The organism is Streptomyces sp. NPDC047081, assembly GCF_040643775.1.
GTDB lineage: Bacteria > Actinomycetota > Actinomycetes > Streptomycetales > Streptomycetaceae > Streptomyces.
This window is the reverse complement of the sequence record NZ_JBEYUY010000049.1, coordinates 1-18,453: the sequence shown is the minus strand read 5'-3', so window position 1 is coordinate 18,453 and position 18,453 is coordinate 1. Positions and strand designations below refer to the sequence as shown.

The 18,453-nt window shown below is 72.3% G+C and carries 14 protein-coding genes and 1 pseudogene; 5 read left to right on the top strand and 10 right to left on the bottom strand.

Annotation, left to right across the window (positions count from 1 at the left end; all coding sequences use genetic code 11):
- Positions 1–41: 41 nt before the first annotated feature.
- Positions 42–1,223, bottom strand: coding sequence for an MFS transporter (locus tag ABZ848_RS47055; RefSeq protein WP_360842559.1), 1,182 nt, complete (start codon positions 1,221–1,223; stop codon positions 42–44).
- 109 nt (positions 1,224–1,332) lie between these two features.
- Between ABZ848_RS47055 and ABZ848_RS47050 the strand changes: the two genes are divergently transcribed.
- The 3 genes from ABZ848_RS47050 (at position 1,333) to icmF (ending at position 7,168) form a co-directional block, all read left to right on the top strand.
- On the top strand, positions 1,333–2,322 hold the full coding sequence (locus tag ABZ848_RS47050) for a DUF5937 family protein (protein WP_360842557.1): 990 nt from the start codon (positions 1,333–1,335) through the stop codon (positions 2,320–2,322).
- A 71-nt stretch (positions 2,323–2,393) separates the two neighbouring features.
- Entirely contained in the window at positions 2,394–3,824 is a 1,431-nt protein-coding gene (locus tag ABZ848_RS47045; RefSeq protein ID WP_360842554.1) for an NAD(P)/FAD-dependent oxidoreductase, read from the top strand.
- 113 nt (positions 3,825–3,937) lie between these two features.
- Entirely contained in the window at positions 3,938–7,168 is a 3,231-nt protein-coding gene (icmF, locus tag ABZ848_RS47040) for a fused isobutyryl-CoA mutase/GTPase IcmF (RefSeq protein ID WP_360842550.1), read from the top strand.
- A 43-nt stretch (positions 7,169–7,211) separates the two neighbouring features.
- Here icmF and ABZ848_RS47035 read toward each other — a convergent pair whose 3' ends face one another.
- Positions 7,212–8,180 (bottom strand): formylglycine-generating enzyme family protein, encoded by a 969-nt coding sequence (locus ABZ848_RS47035; protein ID WP_360842548.1) that lies wholly within the window; start codon positions 8,178–8,180, stop codon positions 7,212–7,214.
- A gap of 130 nt (positions 8,181–8,310) precedes the next feature.
- Here ABZ848_RS47035 and ABZ848_RS47030 point away from each other — a divergent pair.
- Positions 8,311–8,989: pseudogene (locus tag ABZ848_RS47030) on the top strand (alcohol dehydrogenase catalytic domain-containing protein); the annotation flags it as partial.
- Positions 8,990–8,997: 8 nt separating this feature from the next.
- On the opposite strand, the gene ABZ848_RS47025 reads toward ABZ848_RS47030, so the two are convergent.
- The 6 genes from ABZ848_RS47025 to ABZ848_RS47000 all read right to left on the bottom strand — a co-directional run bounded on the left by ABZ848_RS47025 (position 8,998) and on the right by ABZ848_RS47000 (position 15,540).
- Entirely contained in the window at positions 8,998–10,014 is a 1,017-nt protein-coding gene (locus ABZ848_RS47025) for a questin oxidase family protein (protein ID WP_360842545.1), read from the bottom strand.
- A gap of 71 nt (positions 10,015–10,085) precedes the next feature.
- A complete protein-coding gene (locus ABZ848_RS47020; protein ID WP_360842542.1) occupies positions 10,086–11,642 on the bottom strand; it encodes a hypothetical protein in 1,557 nt (518 codons plus the stop codon).
- A gap of 78 nt (positions 11,643–11,720) precedes the next feature.
- On the bottom strand, positions 11,721–12,497 hold the full coding sequence (locus ABZ848_RS47015; protein WP_360842538.1) for an NPP1 family protein: 777 nt from the start codon (positions 12,495–12,497) through the stop codon (positions 11,721–11,723).
- 142 nt (positions 12,498–12,639) lie between these two features.
- Positions 12,640–13,623, bottom strand: coding sequence for a non-homologous end-joining DNA ligase (ligD, locus tag ABZ848_RS47010; protein ID WP_360842535.1), 984 nt, complete (start codon positions 13,621–13,623; stop codon positions 12,640–12,642).
- A 209-nt stretch (positions 13,624–13,832) separates the two neighbouring features.
- Entirely contained in the window at positions 13,833–14,735 is a 903-nt protein-coding gene (locus tag ABZ848_RS47005; protein ID WP_360842533.1) for an SDR family NAD(P)-dependent oxidoreductase, read from the bottom strand.
- A 55-nt stretch (positions 14,736–14,790) separates the two neighbouring features.
- On the bottom strand, positions 14,791–15,540 hold the full coding sequence (locus ABZ848_RS47000) for an SDR family oxidoreductase (protein ID WP_360842530.1): 750 nt from the start codon (positions 15,538–15,540) through the stop codon (positions 14,791–14,793).
- Positions 15,541–15,653: 113 nt separating this feature from the next.
- Here ABZ848_RS47000 and ABZ848_RS46995 point away from each other — a divergent pair, with 113 nt between their 5' ends.
- Positions 15,654–16,355 carry a TetR/AcrR family transcriptional regulator gene (locus ABZ848_RS46995; RefSeq protein WP_360842527.1) on the top strand — a complete coding sequence of 234 codons (702 nt, stop codon included), beginning with the start codon at positions 15,654–15,656 and terminating at the stop codon, positions 16,353–16,355.
- Between the two features lie 42 nt (positions 16,356–16,397).
- Here ABZ848_RS46995 and ABZ848_RS46990 read toward each other — a convergent pair whose 3' ends face one another.
- Positions 16,398–17,081, bottom strand: a complete 684-nt coding sequence (locus tag ABZ848_RS46990; RefSeq protein WP_360842524.1) for a response regulator transcription factor — start codon at positions 17,079–17,081, stop codon at positions 16,398–16,400.
- A 40-nt stretch (positions 17,082–17,121) separates the two neighbouring features.
- Positions 17,122–18,309: a sensor histidine kinase gene (locus tag ABZ848_RS46985; protein ID WP_360842521.1), complete on the bottom strand. Its 1,188-nt coding sequence runs from the start codon at positions 18,307–18,309 to the stop codon at positions 17,122–17,124.
- Between the last annotated feature and the right edge of the window lie 144 nt (positions 18,310–18,453).

Sequence of the window (18,453 nt, the reverse complement as noted above, 5' to 3'; positions counted from 1 at the left end):
GGCTGTGCCGTACTGCGCCAATCGGGACAGGGATCACTTCGTCACCGCTGCGCCACCGTGGCCGGCTCTCTGGACTCGGGCCAGGTCAGCACGGTCAGCGCGCCCACGGTGAGGAGTCCGCCGGCCAGGAAGGTGCCGCGCACACCGACGACCGGCAGCAGTCCGCCGCCGAGGAGGGCCCCGGCGGCCACACCCACGTTGAAGGCCATCGAGTTGGCCGCGAGCGCGGTCTCGGTGCGGCCCGGCGCCACCCGCAGCACCTGGTTTTGCGTGGCCATGAAGACGGGCGCGACCGAGGCGCCCAGCAGCATCAGCAGCGCGACCGCGGCGACCTGGCTGCCACCGCCCGCGTACAGGCCGAGCAGCGCCACCGCCTGCGTGACCACCGGCACGGTGAGCGTGCCACGCGGGAAACGATCGAGCAGCGGCCCGGCGAGCGTGACGCCGGCGAGCGCGGCCGCTCCGAACGCGAACAGCACACCGCTCACGGCGTCCTCGCCGAATCCGCCCACCTCGTCGAGGAAGGCGGCGACGTAGGTGAACGCCGCGAACACCCCGGTCACCGACAAGGCGGTGGTCGAGACGACGACGAGGAACCGGCGCCGGTCCGGGGCGGCGCCGTATGCCGCATGGTTCTCCTGAGGGCGGGAGGTCGGCAGCAGGGCGCCGACGACGAGCAGGCAGACCACCGCCAGCACACCGAGGACGGCGAACGGCGTTCGCCAGCCGCTGTGGCCGCCGAGCCAGGTCCCGGCCGGGACACCGAGCACCGTGGCGAGCGAACCGCCGACCGACAGCAGCCCCATCACCCGGCCGCGCCGCTCGGGCGGGAACAGCCCGACCGCGACCGGGCCCATCACCACCCAGAACGCGGCCTGCGCGAGTGCCGTGACCACGCGTGCCGCCATCAGCAGCCCGTACGAGACGGCGTGCAGCGCCGAGACCCAGCTGGCCGCGGCCAGCAGTCCCAGGAGGCCGGCGAGCAGGTACCGGCGCGGCACGGAGCGGGTGACATGGGCGAACGGCAGCGACACCACGGCCACCGTCAGCCCGTAGCCCGTGACGAGGATGCCGACCGCGCCGAGCGACACCCCCAGATCGGCCGCCATGAGCGACAGCAGGCCCACGGGGAGGTTCTCGGCGGTGTTGAAGGTGAACGCCGCCAGCATCAGCGCCGCGACGACGGCGCCCCTGCGCCATGCGGCGGGACGTACGCTGCCCATCCAGATGCCCTCCGGGGTGTCGGGAACAACGGGGCAAGCGTGCTGGGCCGGGTGAGGGCCCTCCACTGTTTCGCTCCTGACCGAATCGGAACCGCGTACGGAGGCCGCCTTGCCGCTGACCCTGCACCTGGGCTCGGACGACCTGACCCGCTGCCGGTTCGCGATCTCGCCGCTGTGCCAGACCCACGAGGCGCTGCGCATGCTGCGCCGCCCCTCCCGGCACGGCTACCACCGCGCCTGGCTGCGCCGCATGGACCGCACGCTCACCGGCCTCGACCTGGCACCCCTGTGGCTGTTCGTGCCCCGCCCCGGCGGCTACACCCCGGACTTCCTCGGCCCGCCGCCCGAGGAGCCGTACCCCTCCATCGACGACGAACTCGCCCGGATGCGCGCCACCGACCCCGACCTGGCTCGCGCCGAGATGGCCCGCTCGCTCGCCGGTACACCGGGCCTCGCCGAGTCGCCGCAGGGCCGTGCCGCCCTCGACGACCCCGCCGCCACCGTCCGCCGCCTCGCCGACCTCACCGAGCTGGCCTGGCACGCCCTGCTCGCCCCGGACTGGCCGCGCCATCGCGCCGTCCTGCAGGCCGACATCGCCCACCGCGCCCGCAAGGCCGCCGAAACAGGCCTCGACGCCCTGCTCACCGGCCTGCACCCCACCGTCGACTGGGCCGCCCTCACCCTCACCCTCAGTCAGTACGAGGATCAGGCGGACGCCCAGCGGCCCGACGGGCGCGGCATCCTGCTCATGCCGAGCGTCTTCGTCTGGCCGGACGTCGTGAGCGGCTTCGCCCGCCCCTGGCAGCCCACGGTCATCTACCCGGCCCTGGGTATGGGCCGCCTCCACACTTCTTCGCCCGCGAGACCACCCGCCGTCCTCGCCCGCCTCCTGGGCCGTCAACGCGCCGCACTGCTCGCCGACTTGACCGTCCCCGCCGCGACCACGGCCCTCGCCGACCGGCACGGCCTGGCGCCGTCCACGGTGTCGGCCCATCTGACGGCCCTGCGGGAGGCGGGACTGCTCGGGGCACGACGCCAGGGCCATTACGTGCTGTACGAGCGGACCGCGCTGGGGAACGCGCTGGTGGCAGGGGGATAGCGCCCCGTCGAGGCGGTCGTCCGGCCGCCGACCTAGCATCGACAGGGAGTCCCTTGCCCCGAGGAGCCCCCATGAGCACAGCCGTCGTCGTCGGCAGCGGGCCCAACGGGCTCGCGGCTGCCGTCCGGCTCGCGGGCGAGGGCGTCGACGTCACCGTGCTGGAGGCGGCGGACACCATCGGTGGCGGCACCCGCACCAGCGAGCTGACACCCGGCCTGCTGCACGACCACTGCTCGGCCACCCACCCGATGGCGGTCGGCTCGCCCTACCTGCGCACGCTCGGCCTGGAACGCCACGGGCTGCGCTGGTGCCTGCCCGAGATCGACTGCGTGCACCCGCTCGACTCCGGCGTGGCAGGCGTCCTGCACCGGTCGGTCCGGGAGACCGCCGAGGGCCTCGGCCGTCCCGACGGGGCCCGCTGGGAGCGGCTGTTCGGTCCGCTGGGCGAGCACTTCGACGCGCTGGCCGACGACTTCATGGGCCCGCTCACCCGCGTACCGCACCACCCTCTGCTGCTGACCCGCTTCGGCGTCCCCGCGCTGCTGCCCGCCACCGCGGTGGCCCGGCTGTGGCGCACGGAGGCCGCGCGGGCGCTGTACGGCGGGGTCGCCGCGCACGCGTTCCGGCCGCTGCACCGGCCCGCGACCGCCGCCATCGGGGTGTCGATCATCGCGGCCGGGCACCGGTACGGCTGGCCGGTGGCGGCGGGCGGCTCCCGCGCGATCAGCGACGCGCTCGCGGCCCTGCTGGAGGAGCGGGGCGGCCGGATCGAGACGGGTGTCCGGGTGCGGTCGATGGTTCAACTCCCACCGTTCGACGTGGTGTTGTTCGATCTCGCGCCGAGTGCCGTCGCCGATGTTCTCGGCGATCGGTTGCCGGGCCGGGTCGCCCGCGCCTACCGCCGGTTCCAGCGCGGCCCCGGCGCCTTCAAGGTGGACTTCGCGGTCGAGGGCGGGGTGCCCTGGACCCACGAGGCGGCCCGCCGGGCGGGGACCGTGCACCTCGGGGGCACCTTCGAGGAGGTCGCCGCCGCCGAACAGGCCGTCCACCTGGGCCGGATGCCCGCACGGCCGTTCGTCCTCGTCGGGCAGCAGTACCTGGCCGACCCGCAGCGCTCCGCCGGGGACGTCCACCCCGTATGGACGTACGCGCACGTGCCGTACGGCTACGACGGCGACGCCACCGAGGCGATCGTCGGGCAGATCGAACGGTTCGCGCCCGGCTTCCGCGAGCGGGTCGTCGGCTTGGCGGTGCGCACGCCGGCCGAGTTCGAGGAGTACAACCCGAACTTCACCGGCGGGGACATCGTCACCGGCGCCAACACCGTCCGGCAGCTGCTGGCGCGCCCGCGTCCCGCGCTGGATCCGTACGCCACGGGCGTGCCCGGCATGTACATCTGCTCGGCCGCCACACCGCCGGGGGCCGGGGCGCACGGCATGTGCGGGGCGCACGCGGCCGCGTCGGCGCTGCGGTATCTGCGACGCGCGCGGGCGCGAAAGTAGGACGTCCTAGTACTTGTGCTTCTCGTCACACCGCGTGGCGCGTCATCGATTTACTAGGACGTCCTAGTATCTAGGTACCGGCGCTCCGTGACTCGTCTTGGGAAGGCCCCGCCATGAGCGATCTGCACCGCCCCGTGCACCCTGTCCGTCTGGTCACGGCCTCGGCCCTGTTCGACGGGCACGACGCGTCGATCAACATCATGCGGCGGATCTTCCAGTCCCAGGGCGCCGAGGTGATCCACCTCGGCCACAACCGGTCGGTGCAGGAGGTCGTGGACGCGGCGCTGGAGGAGGACGCGCACGGCGTGGCGGTCTCCTCGTACCAGGGCGGGCATGTCGAGTACTTCGAGTACCTGGTGGAGTCGCTGCGTGAGCAGGGCGCGGAGCACGTGCGCGTGGTGGGCGGTGGCGGCGGTGTCATCGTGCCCGAGGAGATCGCCCGGCTGCGGGGGAGCGGGGTGACCATCTTCTCGCCGGAGGACGGGCAGCGGATGGGGCTCGCCGGCATGGTCAACTCGGTGGTGAAGGACTGCGACTTCGACCTGTGGGACGGCAAACCGGCCGACATCGCCGCCGTACTCGCGGGCGACCGGTTCGCCGTCGCCCGCGCCGTCACCGGCGCCGAACTCGGCAAGCTGCCCGCGGAGTTCACGGCGCAACTGCGTGCCGCGGCCTCGGCTCGGGTGGTGCCGGTGCTGGGCATCACCGGTACCGGCGGGTCCGGAAAGTCCTCCCTCACCGACGAGTTGGTGCGCCGCTTCCGGGTCGACCAGCAGGACAAGCTGCGGATCGCGGTGATCGCCGTCGACCCGACCCGGCGGCGCGGCGGCGGCGCGCTGCTCGGCGACCGGATCCGCATGAACTCCCTCGACGGCAACCGGGTGTTCTTCCGCAGCCTGGCCACCCGCGGCAGCCGCGAGCTGCCCGAGCACCTGTCGGACGTCATCGACGTGGTGAAGGCCGCCGGGTTCGACCTGGTGATCGTGGAGACGCCGGGCATCGGGCAGGGCGACGCGGCGATCGTGCCGTTCGTCGACACCTCGCTGTACGTGATGACGCCGGAGTTCGGCGCCGCCTCCCAGCTGGAGAAGATCGACATGCTCGACTTCGCCGACGTGGTGGCGATCAACAAGTTCGAACGGCGCGGCGCCAAGGACGCGCTGCGCGACGTCGGCCGCCAACTGGTCCGCAACCGCGAGGCATTCGGCAAGCGCCCGGAGGACATGCCGGTGTACGGGACCTCGGCGGCCACCTTCAACGACGACGGCGTCACCGCGCTCCACCAGCACCTCAAGACCCTCCTGGCCGAGAAGGGGCTGCCGCTGGTCGAGGGCGCGCTCGCCCCGGTCGACGTACGGCACTCCTCCGGAATCCGCCAGGTCGTGCCCGCCGACCGGGTCCGCTATCTCGCCGAGATCACCGAGAGCGTCCGCGCCTACCACTCCGCCACCGGCCGACTGGCCGACGCGGCACGGCGCGTGCAGCGTCTGGCGCTGGTCGAGGAGGAGCTCGTCGACGCCGGCCTGGACGCGGCGGACGTACGGTCGCTGCTGGTCGAAGCGCGTCGGCGGCTGCCGTACGAGATCACTCAGCAGATCGAGAACTGGCCCTCGGTCGTGGCCTCCTACTCCGGCGACGAGCAGGTGGTGAAGGTGCGGGACAAGGAGATCCGCACCAAGCTGACCCGCGAGTCCCTGTCCGGGAACAGGATTCCCCGTGTGGCCCTGCCCCGCTTCACCGACCACGGCGAACTCGTGCGGTTCTGGCGCTCGGAGAACCTGCCCGGCCGATTCCCGTTCACCGCCGGGGTGTTCCCCTTCAAGCGCGACGGCGAGGACCCGGCCCGGATGTTCGCGGGCGAGGGCGACCCGTTCCGCACCAACCGGCGGTTCAAGCTGCTGTCGGAGGGGCAGCCGGCGACTCGCCTGTCGACCGCGTTCGACTCGGTGACCTTGTACGGACGCGACCCCGGCGAACGCCCCGACATCTACGGCAAGGTCGGCACCTCCGGTGTCTCCATCGCCACCCTCGACGACATGAAGGCGCTCTACGACGGCTTCGACCTCGTCGCGCCCACGACCTCGGTCTCGATGACGATCAACGGACCCGCGCCGACCATCCTGGCCTTCTTCCTGAACACCGCGGTCGACCAGCAGATCGAGAGGTTCCGGGACACCGAGCGCCGCGAGCCCTCGCCCGAGGAGGCGGCCGAGCTGCGGGCCCGTGCGCTGGCGACCGTGCGCGGCACCGTGCAGGCCGACATCCTCAAGGAGGACCAGGGGCAGAACACCTGCCTGTTCTCCACCGAGTTCAGCCTGCGGATGATGGCCGACATCCAGGAGTGGTTCATCCAGCACCAGGTACGCAACTTCTACTCGGTGTCGATCTCCGGCTACCACATCGCCGAGGCCGGCGCGAACCCCATCAGCCAGCTCGCCTTCACCCTCGCCAACGGCTTCACCTACGTCGAGGCCTACCTCGCCCGGGGCATGCACATCGACGACTTCGCGCCCAACCTGTCGTTCTTCTTCTCCAACGGCATGGACCCCGAGTACTCCGTGCTGGGCCGGGTCGCCCGCCGTATCTGGGCGGTGGCGATGAAGGAGAAGTACGGTGCCAACGAGCGCTCGCAGAAGCTCAAGTACCACGTCCAGACCTCCGGACGCTCCCTGCACGCCCAGGAGATGGACTTCAACGACATCCGCACCACCCTGCAGGCCCTCATCGCGATCTACGACAACTGCAACAGCCTGCACACCAACGCCTACGACGAGGCCGTCACCACCCCCACCGAGGACTCCGTGCGCCGGGCCCTCGCCATCCAGCTGATCATCAACCGGGAGTGGGGCCTGGCGATGAACGAGAACCCGCTGCAGGGGTCGTTCATCATCGACGAACTCACCGACCTGGTCGAGGAGGCGGTGCTCCAGGAGTTCGAGCGGATCAGCGAACGCGGTGGTGTGCTCGGCGCGATGGAGACCGGCTACCAGCGCGGCCGCATCCAGGACGAGTCGATGCTCTACGAGCAGCGCAAGCACGACGGCTCGCTGCCCCTCATCGGCGTCAACACCTTCCGCAACCCGCACGCCGACACCGCCGAGCCCGTCGTCGTCGAACTCGCCCGCGCCACCGAACAGGAGAAGCACTCCCAGCTGGAGCGCGTCCACGACTTCCAGGCCCGCCACCAGGAGCCGGCCCACGCCGCCCTGGCCGCCCTCAAGGACGCGGCGATCAACGGCGACAACGTCTTCGCCGTCCTCATGGACGCCGCCCGGGTCTGTTCGCTCCAGCAGATCACCGACGCCTTCTTCGAGGTCGGCGGCCAGTACCGCCGTAACGTCTGAGCGGAAGCGGGCCGGGGAGACGGATACGGCGGACCGCCCGCTCTCACCGCCCCGCGTCCCGCACGCAGCGGAACCCGGTGTGGCCGCTGGAGCTGTCCGGGGTGTTGGCGCTGCGGGCGGCGACGCGGTAGCGGTTGCAATAGGAGCGGTGGCACATGTGGGAGCCGCCCCGGATGACCCTCTGCGCGCCGTCGGCCGGGCCGGTCGGGTTCGTCGTCGTACGGGCGTCGTGGTCGGTGGACCACCAGTCCGCGCACCACTCCCAGACGTTGCCGGACACGTTGTACAGGCCGTACCCGTTGGGTGCGAAGGCGTCCACGGGGGCGGTGCCGCGGTAGCCGTCGGCGGCGGTGTTCTTGGCGGGGAAGGTGCCGCGAAAGATGTTGCAGCAGTACTCGCCGCCCGGATTCAGCTCGTCGCCCCACGGATACCGCTGCTGCTCCAGGCCACCCCTGGCCGCGTACTCCCACTCGGCCTCGGTCGGCAGCCGCTTGCCCGCCCAGCGCGCGTAGGCGGCGGCGTCGTGCCAGGACACGTGCACCACCGGATGGTCCGCACGGTCCTCGACGGTACTGCCGGGGCCCTCCGGCCGGTTCCACGCCGCCCCGGCCACCCCACACCACCACGGGGTGTGCTCGGGACGCGGCGCGCCGCGCCGCAGCGCACCGGGCAGGAAGGACGCGAAGACGTACGACCATCCGATCCGCTCGGCGTCGGTGACGTACCCGGTGTCGGCGACGAACTCCGCGTACTGCTGGTTGGTCACCGCGCACGCGTCGATGCGGAACGGGTCCAGCCGCACCGCCCGCACCGGGCCCTCCCCATCTGCCGGGAAGCCCTCGGCGTCCTCGGCGCCCATGAGGAACTCGCCGCCCGGCAGCAGCACCGACCCGTCGGTCCCGGCCTCGGCGCGCCGCTCGGTCGGAGGCGAGGGCAGCAGCCGTACGGACTCGTCCGCATGCCCGGCCGACGGCATGCAGCAGCGGCCCGGCGGGGTGGACTGATCGGTCATCGCTTCCAGACACCTTCTCTCGTCGCGACCCCCGATCCTCTCAGGCCTTCCTGTCAGGACGGGACCTCGACAGGGGGCGGGCCGAGGCGTTCCCCGCGGCGAGGTCAGTCCCCGATCGCGGCTGTGATCAGTTGCGCGCGTCGTCGAGGTCGGGGACGCGGTGACCTCCGTCGCCCCCGGCGAACTGGTCGTCGACCCCTGGTCCATCAACTGCGGTACCTGCGACTGCTGCCGGGCCGGACTGACCGCGCACTGCGCCTCCGTGCCCTACACGGCCATGTACGGAGCCCCGATCGGCGGCAGTTGGGGTGGGCTCTTCTCCGACCTGGTGCGCGTGCCCTACGCCGACGCCATGCTCGTACCCACCTCAAGGCCCGCCCCGGAAGCACGGGTGCTGGTCGTCGCCCGCGGCAGCATCGGCTTCTACGTGTGCGACATCGCCCGCGCGCTGGGCGCCGCCGAGGTGCTCTACGTCGACCCCGACCCCGAACACCGCGCCCTCGCACGGGACTTCGGAGCCGGCACTGCCGAGGCCCTGGAGCCGGTCGTGCAGGGCTTCGACATCGCCGTCGAGGCCACCGGCCGCGTCGACCAGCTCGCCCTGGCCGTCAAGTCCCTGGCCCCGGAAGGGCCGCGACAATGTCCGCGCCCACATCCCCGACGCGCTCGAACTCGCCGCCTCCGGCAAGGTCGACCCCGCGCGCGTCGTCTCCCACGTCATCGACTGGGAGGACCTGCCCGACGCCCTGCCGCAGCAGCACCTCAAGCCCGTGTTCGTCAGGTCGGACGGCCAACGCCAGCAAGGCTGACGGGCCCGCTAGACCAAGGGCTCGCTGATCTCGATCGCCCGCTGGGCTGCCGCCAGTGCCTGCTCGTCGCCGACGTCCAGGGCCGTGTCGGTGAGCTTGATGACGTGCTCGTCGCCGTGCGCCAAGGCGCGTTCCAGGACATCTTCGGCCGTCAGGCGGGCCGGGGGTGTGTAGGCGATGGGCTCGTCGGGTGCGTACATCGCGGTGACCGCCGCGGACGCTGTCCAGGCCGCGTGCAGGCTCGGCGCCCACAGCTCGCGGGGCAGTGAACCCAGCGTGCGCAGCACCGCGTTGGGTGCCGTCGCCGCGTGAACGAGCATGGTCTCCTGCCCGTGCCCGTGGGTGGCGTACCGGTGCGTCGCGGCCCGCACCAGTTCCGTCAGGCGCTCCCTGGCCGTGTCCGGATCGGTCACCTCGCCCGCCCACAGCGGGAGTCGGCGTACGGCGGCAAGCCTGGCCGGAAATCCCTGCGCGCCCTCGGCGATCGCGGGGACGGCGTCGAGGGAGGCCGCGGCCGTCGGCGCGCCGGGCAGGGTGGTGATGCCGGAGACGGGGTGGTGGCGGGCCGCCCAGTAGCCCAGGGCGTGGGCGAGTTCGGTGCGGCGGGGTGCGCTCTCACCGGATTCCAGGGCGCGCACGGCGTGGCCGGTCCGGATCACCGGATGCGTGGAGCCGCCGTACATGCCCGGCAGCAGGCGCGGCCACCACTCGGCGAGGACGTCCCGCCACGGACGCTCCGCGAGCGCCCGCGTGAAGTGGTCGATCCAGTCCGCGGCCCGGCGCGGATCGCCCAGCGCCGTGGGCCAGTTGGCGTCCGTGACGGGTTCCACCCGGTCGGGGAAGTCCTCGAACTTGTCGTGGTACAGGTCCAGCCAGCGGTGCACGGCGCCCGCCTGTCCGTGCGCGGCGAGCGCCTCGACGACCATGGGAGCGTGGTTGGTGAGGCGGCCGAGGCGTTCCGGCCCGGTGACGTGGACTCGTTCCAGGGCTTCTTCGAGCTGTCCGCTCGCGTCGGTGGTCTGCATGGGAACGACGCTAGGCTCCCGCCCGCGGCCCTGGATCGGGCGCGGGAAGGAAGCCCGGCACGCTTCCGGTCCTAGATCCCGAGGACCAGGTCCACGGTGTGGTGCCCGGTTCCGTCGGCCGGTACGACGGGTGCGGCCGCCCGTCCGTCGATCGTGCACGCGCGCACCCGGCTGCCGCCGCCGCTTAGCGTGAGGTCGAGCGTCATGTCCCGGTAGGCCAGCCCGCGCAGGCTCACCGCACCCCACCCCGGCGGCAGACACGGCCGCAGTCGTACGGCGTCCTCGGCGAAGGCCAGCCCGAACAGCCCGTCGTTGATCAGCCGCAGGTACGCCGTCGCCGACCAGGTCTGGTCCGGCTGCGAGACGAAGTGCTCGGCTCGCCCGCTGCCACCCTCCTGCCAGCCGCCGTCGACGGCACCGGTCACGGAGTCGTACAGCTCGTAGAAGTCGTTGCCGCTCGCCGAGACGAGAGCGGCGAGGCGGTCGACGGCCCGCTCGAAGAGGTCGGCGCGGCCCGCGCCGGCGGCCGCGTTCCCGTACAGGCCGTGGACCATCGGCCACACCATGACGTTGTGCCGACCTGGTCTGCCGTCGTCGAAACGCGGGAAGTGCGGCCAGACGTTGACGATGCCGTGCGGCTGCCAGTGGGTGCCGTCCAGGACCAGCCGGGCCCGTCGCGCGTCGGCGACCCCGCACAGCAGGGCGAGGGCGAGTCCGGCACCCTCCTGGGAGGTGTCGACGTGCCCGTCGTCGCGGACGAAGTAGGTGTACGTCCCTTCGTCCTCCCGCCACAGATGCCGGTCGACGGCCCTCCGAAGGCTGGCCGCCTCGGTCCGGAGCGCCTGCGCCCGCGTCGGCTCGCCCAGGGCGTCGGCCATGTCGGCGAGTGCTGAAAGGGCTCCGCAGTAGAGGCAGTTCGTAGACAGGCACATCAGGCGTTCGCTGCCGGGGTGGTCCAGGACGAAGGACGAGTGCACCCGGGCGGAGGCGGGCGGGCTCGGGTAGCCGGAGATGCCGTCGTTCATGAAACCGGGTCCCCGGAACAGGCCGAAGGACGGGGCGAAGTCGCTCGTCCGGCGGGCGGCGAGGGTGTTGGCGGAGGTCTCGTAGGCCTGGGCCAGGAAGGCGCGGTCGCCCGTGACCCGGTAGTGGTGCAGGGCGGCCACGATCCACACCACCTGGTCCCACCACTGGTCGTCCTGCTGCACGGCCAGCCCGTCCGGACCCCGGTCGACCACCGACCAGAGCGTGTTGCGGCCCACTGTCGGCGCGAGCAGGCTCGCCGCGCTCCACGCGTTGACGGCCGCGTCCCGCGTCCACCGCTGCGGCGCCGGATACCCGCCACCCGCCCGTACGACGGTCCCGGGCGGGTAGGCGAGCAGCCTCGCCCTGTCGTAAACGGACGGGTCCGCGTCGATCGTGTGCTTGCCGGCGAGGGTGGCCAGCGCGGTCGAGTAGAGGGTGCCGAGCCGATGCTGGACGGCGGGGTCGGCGAAGGTGAGGGTGGGCATGGTGTAGCCGTTCCCCTGGGCCGTGGCCCGCGCACTCGTGGCGCCGAGGACCGTCACCGCGGCCAGGAAGCCCCGCCGGGAGAGCCGTCCACGGCTGCTCCGTTCCTCGACCGGCATGCTGCGTCCCTCCTGTCTCCCGGAGCCAGGATGACCCCGGGAGCTGTGGAGCGAGCCGGCCGGTGAACGGTCGCGGTGTCAGGCGTTCGGGTCGAACGCGATTCCGGATGGCTTCGCCGAGGAGAGGTGCGAGGCGAAGTTGGCGTCCTTGAGGCCGAAGTTGGCGCTGCCGAAGTCGTACGCGCTGAGCTTGTCGCGCAGGCCCGCCGGGTAGCCGTTCCAGCCGACCAGCGGCGGGTACTGCCAGGTGTGCTTGTCGTTCTCCGGCGGCTCGTCGTTCGCGTTCGCCAGCCGGAAGCAGTGGGTGCTGATGCCGTCCTTGTGATAGACGATCTTCGGGTGGCCGCCGTCGAAGCGGACCTCGGAGGCGGCGTGCACGGTGAACGAGCCGTGGTTGGACGTCGACACGTACTTGATCTGGCCGTCCTGCACCCAGACCACCACGTGCTCCCAGTCGTGCCGGTGCCCGCCGATGCTGCTGCCGGAGACGGCCTGGTCCTTCTCGAAGTACAGGCCGTACATATAGGCGCACCAGCCGTTGTTGCACTTGTAGCGGGAGTAGCTGTTGGTGTTGTCCAGGTCGGAAGCGTCGTGGCACTCCCCGCTGAGCGAACCGGTCGGCTTCAGGCCGCCGTTGACGGTGCCGTCGGGGCCGATCGCGGGGGTCGAGTAGCAGCCGTCCGTGTCGTAGTCGAAGGCCGGCTGGTACGTGAACTCGGGGGCCTCGGCATTGGCCGGCAGCGCCGTCGGCGGCGCCGCGAAGGCGGCGGACGGGAACGCCACGACGAGCACGGCGGCACCGGCCAGACCGGTCAGCCATCTCCTGCGGTTCGCCTTGAACTTCGCTGACGACACTGCGTCCTCCTCCTGGTCCGGGCGCAGCCCAACGGCTGTGGGGGGCAAGGGAGTTCAGCATCGCGGCTTTTCACTTCCGGGCCAAGAGGTCACAGGCGTACCAGTGATGAACACAGCCCAATATTCGGATGGTGACGGGGCGTCAGTGTGCGTTGTCCTCGGGGAGGTCGGCCGCCGCGTCCTCGGGCGCGAGGTCGGGTCGCAGCCGCAGCCAGGAGGGCTGGCGGAGCAGACCGGCCCTGGTACGGGTGCTGTAGCGGACCTCGCCGACGAGCCGCGGCACGACCCACCGCGCACCGGCGACCCGCGGGACGGGGTCGAAGGGGCACACGTCCGTCGCGGCGGTCGCCAGCAGCGCGGCCAGCTCGGTGCGCTCGGTCTCGCTCCAGCCGGTGCCCACGTTGCCGACGTACCGCAGCCGTCCGCCGGCCCGCTGCCCGACCAGGACCGCGCCGGGCAGGCCCGACAGCCGGCCCTTGCCGGGCAGCCAGCCGCCCACCAGGACGTCCTCGCTGCGCATGTTGCGGATCTTGATCCAGGTGCGCGAGCGGACCCCGGGCTCGTAGACCGAGTCCAGCCGTTTGCACACCAGTCCCTCCAGTCCGTGTTCCCGGGTGGCCCGCAGGGCCTGCTCGCCGTGTCCGACGAGGGCGGCGGGCGTGGACCAGAACGGGCCGTCCAGACCGAGTCCGTGCAGCAGCTCGCGGCGGCGGGCGTAGGGGAGCGGGGTGAGGTCCCGGCCGTCGAGATGCATCACGTCGAACAGCACCAGATGGACGGGGACCTTCGCCGCTTGCCGTGCCGCCTTCCCCGGCGAGTGCGCCAGCCCCATCCGGGACTGAAGCAACTGGAAGTCGGCGCGGCCCCGTTCGTCGAGCGCCAGCACCTCACCGTCCAGCACGGCGGACGTCGTCCCCAGCGCCGTGCCCAGGGGGCGCAGCTCGGGATAGGCGCCGGTGATGTCCTCCCCGGACCGGGCGCGCAGCAGCACGTCACCGTCCCCTTCGAGGTAGGCCACCACACGCTGACCGTCCTGCTTGGTCTCGTAGGCCCAACGGGCGTCCTGCGCGGCGGCCGGCAGCCGGCCCGGAGTGGCGAGCATCGGCGGGATCAGAGGGAGCGTCACGGGGGAGGTGTCGACGGGCTGGCCGGCCGCCACGCGCGCGGACCATCGGGTTCCCCTGAACGGGCGCTGGACGGGGGCCGGTCTGGACGTTGCTTGAAGGCCGGCAGAGGGCATCGGCCTGAGGCCACTGCGCGGCGCCGCCCGAAGGCTGGCGAATGGCGCTGCCCAAGGGACGCTGAAACGCGAGCCTCCCTTGGCGGCCACCGCACCTACAGACTGCTCGCCGGTGTCAGCAGGTCCTCCAGGCCGACCCGGTGGAAGAACTCCACCCGGATGCGGTCGGCCACGGCGGACACCACCTCGCTGCCGTCGCGGCTCGGGTCGACATGGACCCGGAACGGGCGCTCGCCGTGCGGGAGTTCCACGCTGCGTACGACCGCCGCGGCGACCTCGGCCACGTCCGCGTCCGGCGGTATCAGGCCCGCCAGCCGCTCGTTCACGTCGGCCATGAGCGTCTTGTACCGGGCGTCGTAAGCGGCCGCCCGCTCACCGTCGGCCGGTGTCCCGGCGTGGGCGAAGTGGTTCGTCCCCGAGGTGAAGGCGCCGGGCACGACGATGGTCGTGTCGATCCCGAACCGGACGACCTCGGCCGCGTAACTCACCGCGAGGGCGTCCATCGCGGCCTTCGCCGCGAAGTACGGGGCGAGGAAGGGCGGGCAGCCGCCGCGTGTGCTGGAGGAGCCGATCCACACGAGGTGGCCGTGCCCCTGCTCGCGCAGCCGGGGCAGCGCCGCGCGGTTGACGCGCTGGGTGCCGAGCACGTTGGTGTCGTAGACGTCCGCCAGCTGCTCGGGCGTGAAGGCCTCGGCCGGGCCCAGGACCATGTGCCCGGCGTTGTGCACCACGACGTCCAGGCGCCCCTGCTCCTCCACGACCTGGGCGACGGCCGCGTCCGCGCTGTCCTGCCGGGTGACGTCGAGCTCCACGGCGCGCAGGTCCACGCCGTGCTCCGCAGCGTGGGCCGCGAGATCGGCGGCGGCCCCGGCGTTACGGGTGTCCAGGGCGCGCATGCCCGCGTAGACGGTGTGGCCCTGCGCGGCGAGCGCACGGACGGTGAGGGCGCCGAAACCGCTGGAGGCGCCGGTGACGAGGACGACCTTGCTGTCGTTCATGACTGTTCCTCTCGCAATTCTGTGTACCGGGGGGTGCCTGCGAAGGCGACGGGCGTCAGATGATTCCGCCGTTGGCCCGCAGCACCTGGCCGTTGACCCAGTGGCCCTCTCGGCCGGTCAGGAAGGCGACGACGTTGGCGATGTCCTCCGGCGTGCCCAGCCGCTCCAGCGGTGCCTGGCCGGCCAGTCGGGCGACGGTCTCCTCGTCCTTGCCGTCCAGGAAGAGGTCGGTCGCGGTGGGGCCGGGTGCCACCGCGTTCACGGTCACGTCACGGCCGCGCAGCTCCCGGGCGAGGATCAGCGTCAGCGCCTCGACCGCGCCCTTGCTCGCCGCGTAGGCGCCGTAGCCGGGGAAGGCGAGGCCCACCACCGAGCTGGAGAAGTTGACGAGTGCCCCGCCGGGGCGCAGCCGGCGAGCGGCCTGCTGGTCGACCACGAAGGTGCCGCGGATGTTGGTGCGGTACAGGGCGTCCAGCTCGCCGAGGTCGAGCTCCGCGACGGGGGACAGGGGCATCCGGCCGGCCGCGTGCACGACCGCGTCGACGCCGCCGTACGTGGCCTCCGCCAGGTCGAACAGGGCGGCGACCTCGGTCTCGTCGGCGACGTCCGCGCGGGCGGCGTACGCCGTGCCGCCGGCCGCCTCTATCCCGGCCACGACGTCGTCCGCCGCGTCCTTGTTGCCCGCGTAGCCGACGACGACCGCGAAGCCGTCGGCGGCGAGCCGCTGGGCGACCTGTCGTCCGATGCCGCGCGATCCGCCGGTGACGATCGCGACACGCCGGTCCTGCTGGGGCTGAGTGGTCATGACTGCATCCTTTGTTAGCGCTGCTACGGCTGACTCGTATCGACGATAACATGGATTCGTAGCAGTGGTACAGGCAATTCGTATCGGCGCTACGGATGGCGTACCTTTGACCCATGGATGCGAGGGAAAAGATCCTGGAAGCGGCCACCGAACTGCTGGCCAAGGCGCCGGTCGCCGATGTCTCCACCCGTGCGGTGTGCGAGAAGGCCGGGGTGGGGGCGCCGATGCTCTACCGGCTGTTCGGGGACAAGGCCGGGCTGCTGGCGGCCGTCGTAGACCGGGGGTTCGAGGAGTACCTCGCCTCGAAGCGGGCGGCGCGGCCCAGCGGCGATCCGGTGGCCGATCTCAGGAGCGGCTGGGACAACCACATGCGCTTCGCGCTGGAGCACCCCAACCACTACCGGCTGATGTACTCGCCCGAGCTCACGGTCCCGCCCGCCGCCGCCCAGGAGGCGCACGCCCTGCTGCTGGCGATCCTGGAGCGCTGCGCCGCCGCCGGACGGCTCACCGTCCCGCCCGCCCTCGCCACCCAGATGATCATGTCCGCCAACGTGGGCGCGGCCCTGTCGATGCTCACCAGGCCCGAGCAGTACCCGGACCCGACGTTCTCCGAGCGGCTGCGCGACTCCGTGCTCGGCACACTGACCCGGCCCGCCGACGGCGAACGGCCGGGGGAGCAGGACGATCAGGACCGGGCCGTGCCCGTCGCCGCCGCCACGCTCGCGGCCCGGCTCCGCGCCGAGCAGTCCCCGGTGTTCACTCCCGCCGAGTCGGCGCTGCTGGAGCAGTGGCTGGACAAGCTGTCCGCGGGCTGACGCAGCAGAGGTCGGGTCACATTCCCGGCCGGGCGCGCACTCTCAGCGCTCGCCGGGCGGCGGGGCCTGCACCAGCCCCGACTGATAGGCGATGACGACGAGTTGGGCGCGGTCACGGGCGCCCAGCTTCGTCATCGCACGGTGCACGTGGGTGCGTACGGTCAGCGGGCTGACGTAGAGCTTCTCGGCGATCTCCTCGTTGGAGTGGCCCTCGGCCACCCACGCCATCACCTCCCGCTCCCGGGCCGTCAGCGCGGACAGGTCATCGGACACGGCGAGGCGCGCGCCCTGTGCCGGGGCGGTCAGGAAGCGCGCGATCAGCACGCGCGTGGCGTGCGGCGAAAGCAGCGACTCGCCGGACGCGACCGTGCGGATGCCGTCCAGGAGCGCGTCGGCGGTCACGTCCTTGCCGAGGAAGCCGCTCGCGCCGGCCCGCAGCGCCTGGGCCACGTACTCGTCGATCTCGAACGTGGTGAGGATCAGCACGCGCGTGCCGGACAGTTCGGGGTCGGCGCAGACGACGGTCGTGGCGGCCAGGCCGTCGGTGCCGGGCATCCGGATGTCCATCAGGACGACGTCGGGGCGGTGGATACGGGCCAGGTCGACCGCCTCGGCACCGTCGGTGGCCTCGGCGACCACCTCCATGTCCGCGCAGGAGTCGATCAGGATCCGGAACGTCGCCCTGAGCAGGGCCTGGTCGTCGGCGAGCAGCACGCGGATGGTCATGGTGTCCGTTCTTGTCGTCTCATGGCTCGCGTTCCTCGTGTCACGGAGCGATCGGGTACAGGGGCAGCCGGGTGGTCACCTCGAAGCCGCCGGCCGGCCGGTGACCGGCCTGCAGGGCGCCGCCGACGGACCGGGCACGCTCGCGCATGCCGATCAGCCCGAAACCGTGGCCCGGGGCGGGCTCGGCGGGCGCGACGGAGGTACCGTCGTCGGTGACGGTGATCGTCAACTGGTCGTCGCCGTAGTGGAGCTGGACGCACACGTCCTTCGCCGCGGCGTGCTTGGCGACGTTCGTCAGCGCCTCCTGCACGATGCGGTACGCCGTCAGGTCCACGCCGGGCGTCAGCGGCCGGGGCGCCCCCTCCGTGCCCACCCGGACGGTCAGGCCGGTGCCGCCGAACGCGTCCGTCAGGTCGGCGAGCTGGGCCAGCCCCGGACTCGGCGCCAGCGGCGCGTCCGGGTCGTCGCCCTGGCGCAGCACGGCCACGGTCGACTTCATCTCGCGCAGCGCCGAGGACGTCGTACCGGCGAGATCGGTGAGGATCTTCTGGACCTGCTCGGGGTGTGTGCGCGAGAGATGGGCGGCCGTGCCGGCCTGGGCGTTGGCCAGGGCCAGGTGGTGGGCGACGACGTCGTGCAGCTCGCGGGCGATGCGCATGCGTTCCTCGGCGACCCGGTGGCGGGCCTCGTCCTCCCGGCTGCGCTCGGCGTACTCCGCGCGGGCCTGGACGGCCTCCAGATAGGCCTCCTTCATCCGCACCGTGCTTCCGGTGGCGACCGGCAGCAGCAGCCAGGCGGCCGGGCCGAGGGTCTTCAGGGGCCAGGGGTGGTCGTTGGGGTCGACGGTGAAGGCCGGGATCACCACTACGAAGAGGGTGGCGAAGAAGAAGAGCCGGGTGGACCTGCGGTCGGTGTCGACGGCGAGCCGGAGCAGGGCGAGCATGACCGGGCCCAGCAGCAGCGGGGTGAGCAGATGGCCGAGCGCGCCGGCGCAGGCCGCCGCCAGCGCGGTCACCGTGACCACGGTCCGGGGGCGGCTGCGCTGCCAGAACAGGGCCGTGCACGAGACGGCCGCCAGCGCGATGGTCGGCAGCACTGAGTCGTCGCGGTGCGCGCCGGGCACCTGGATCTCGCTGCCGAACAGGAAGGCCGCGAACAGGAGCGCGGCCGTCATGGTGTCGACGGTGCGGACGTGGTCGTCCGCGTAGCGCTGCCAGGGGATGCTCATGGCGTGACTCCGGTCGTGGTTCCTGGGGTCATGGTGGGCGATGCCCGCCGGGAACGGCTAAAGGTCTTCCAGAAGGCCGGCGTCGATCCGCAGGCCGGCTGGACCTGGGACGACTACTTCAAGGCCCTCAAGACCATCCACGAC

Bases quoted from the DNA above. Each gene is read 5' to 3' on its own strand.
- icmF (WP_360842550.1), top strand. From the start codon at position 3,938: ATGAGCGATCTGCACCGCCCCGTGCACCCTGTCCGTCTGGTCACGGCC.
- ABZ848_RS46990 (WP_360842524.1), bottom strand. From the start codon at position 17,081: ATGACCATCCGCGTGCTGCTCGCCGACGACCAGGCCCTGCTCAGGGCG.
- ABZ848_RS47045 (WP_360842554.1), top strand. From the start codon at position 2,394: ATGAGCACAGCCGTCGTCGTCGGCAGCGGGCCCAACGGGCTCGCGGCT.
- ABZ848_RS47020 (WP_360842542.1), bottom strand. From the start codon at position 11,642: ATGCCGGTCGAGGAACGGAGCAGCCGTGGACGGCTCTCCCGGCGGGGC.
- ABZ848_RS46985 (WP_360842521.1), bottom strand. From the start codon at position 18,309: ATGAGCATCCCCTGGCAGCGCTACGCGGACGACCACGTCCGCACCGTC.
- ABZ848_RS47005 (WP_360842533.1), bottom strand. From the start codon at position 14,735: ATGAACGACAGCAAGGTCGTCCTCGTCACCGGCGCCTCCAGCGGTTTC.
- ABZ848_RS47035 (WP_360842548.1), bottom strand. From the start codon at position 8,180: ATGACCGATCAGTCCACCCCGCCGGGCCGCTGCTGCATGCCGTCGGCC.
- ABZ848_RS47000 (WP_360842530.1), bottom strand. From the start codon at position 15,540: ATGACCACTCAGCCCCAGCAGGACCGGCGTGTCGCGATCGTCACCGGC.
- ABZ848_RS47025 (WP_360842545.1), bottom strand. From the start codon at position 10,014: ATGCAGACCACCGACGCGAGCGGACAGCTCGAAGAAGCCCTGGAACGA.
- ABZ848_RS46995 (WP_360842527.1), top strand. From the start codon at position 15,654: ATGGATGCGAGGGAAAAGATCCTGGAAGCGGCCACCGAACTGCTGGCC.
- ABZ848_RS47055 (WP_360842559.1), bottom strand. From the start codon at position 1,223: ATGGGCAGCGTACGTCCCGCCGCATGGCGCAGGGGCGCCGTCGTCGCG.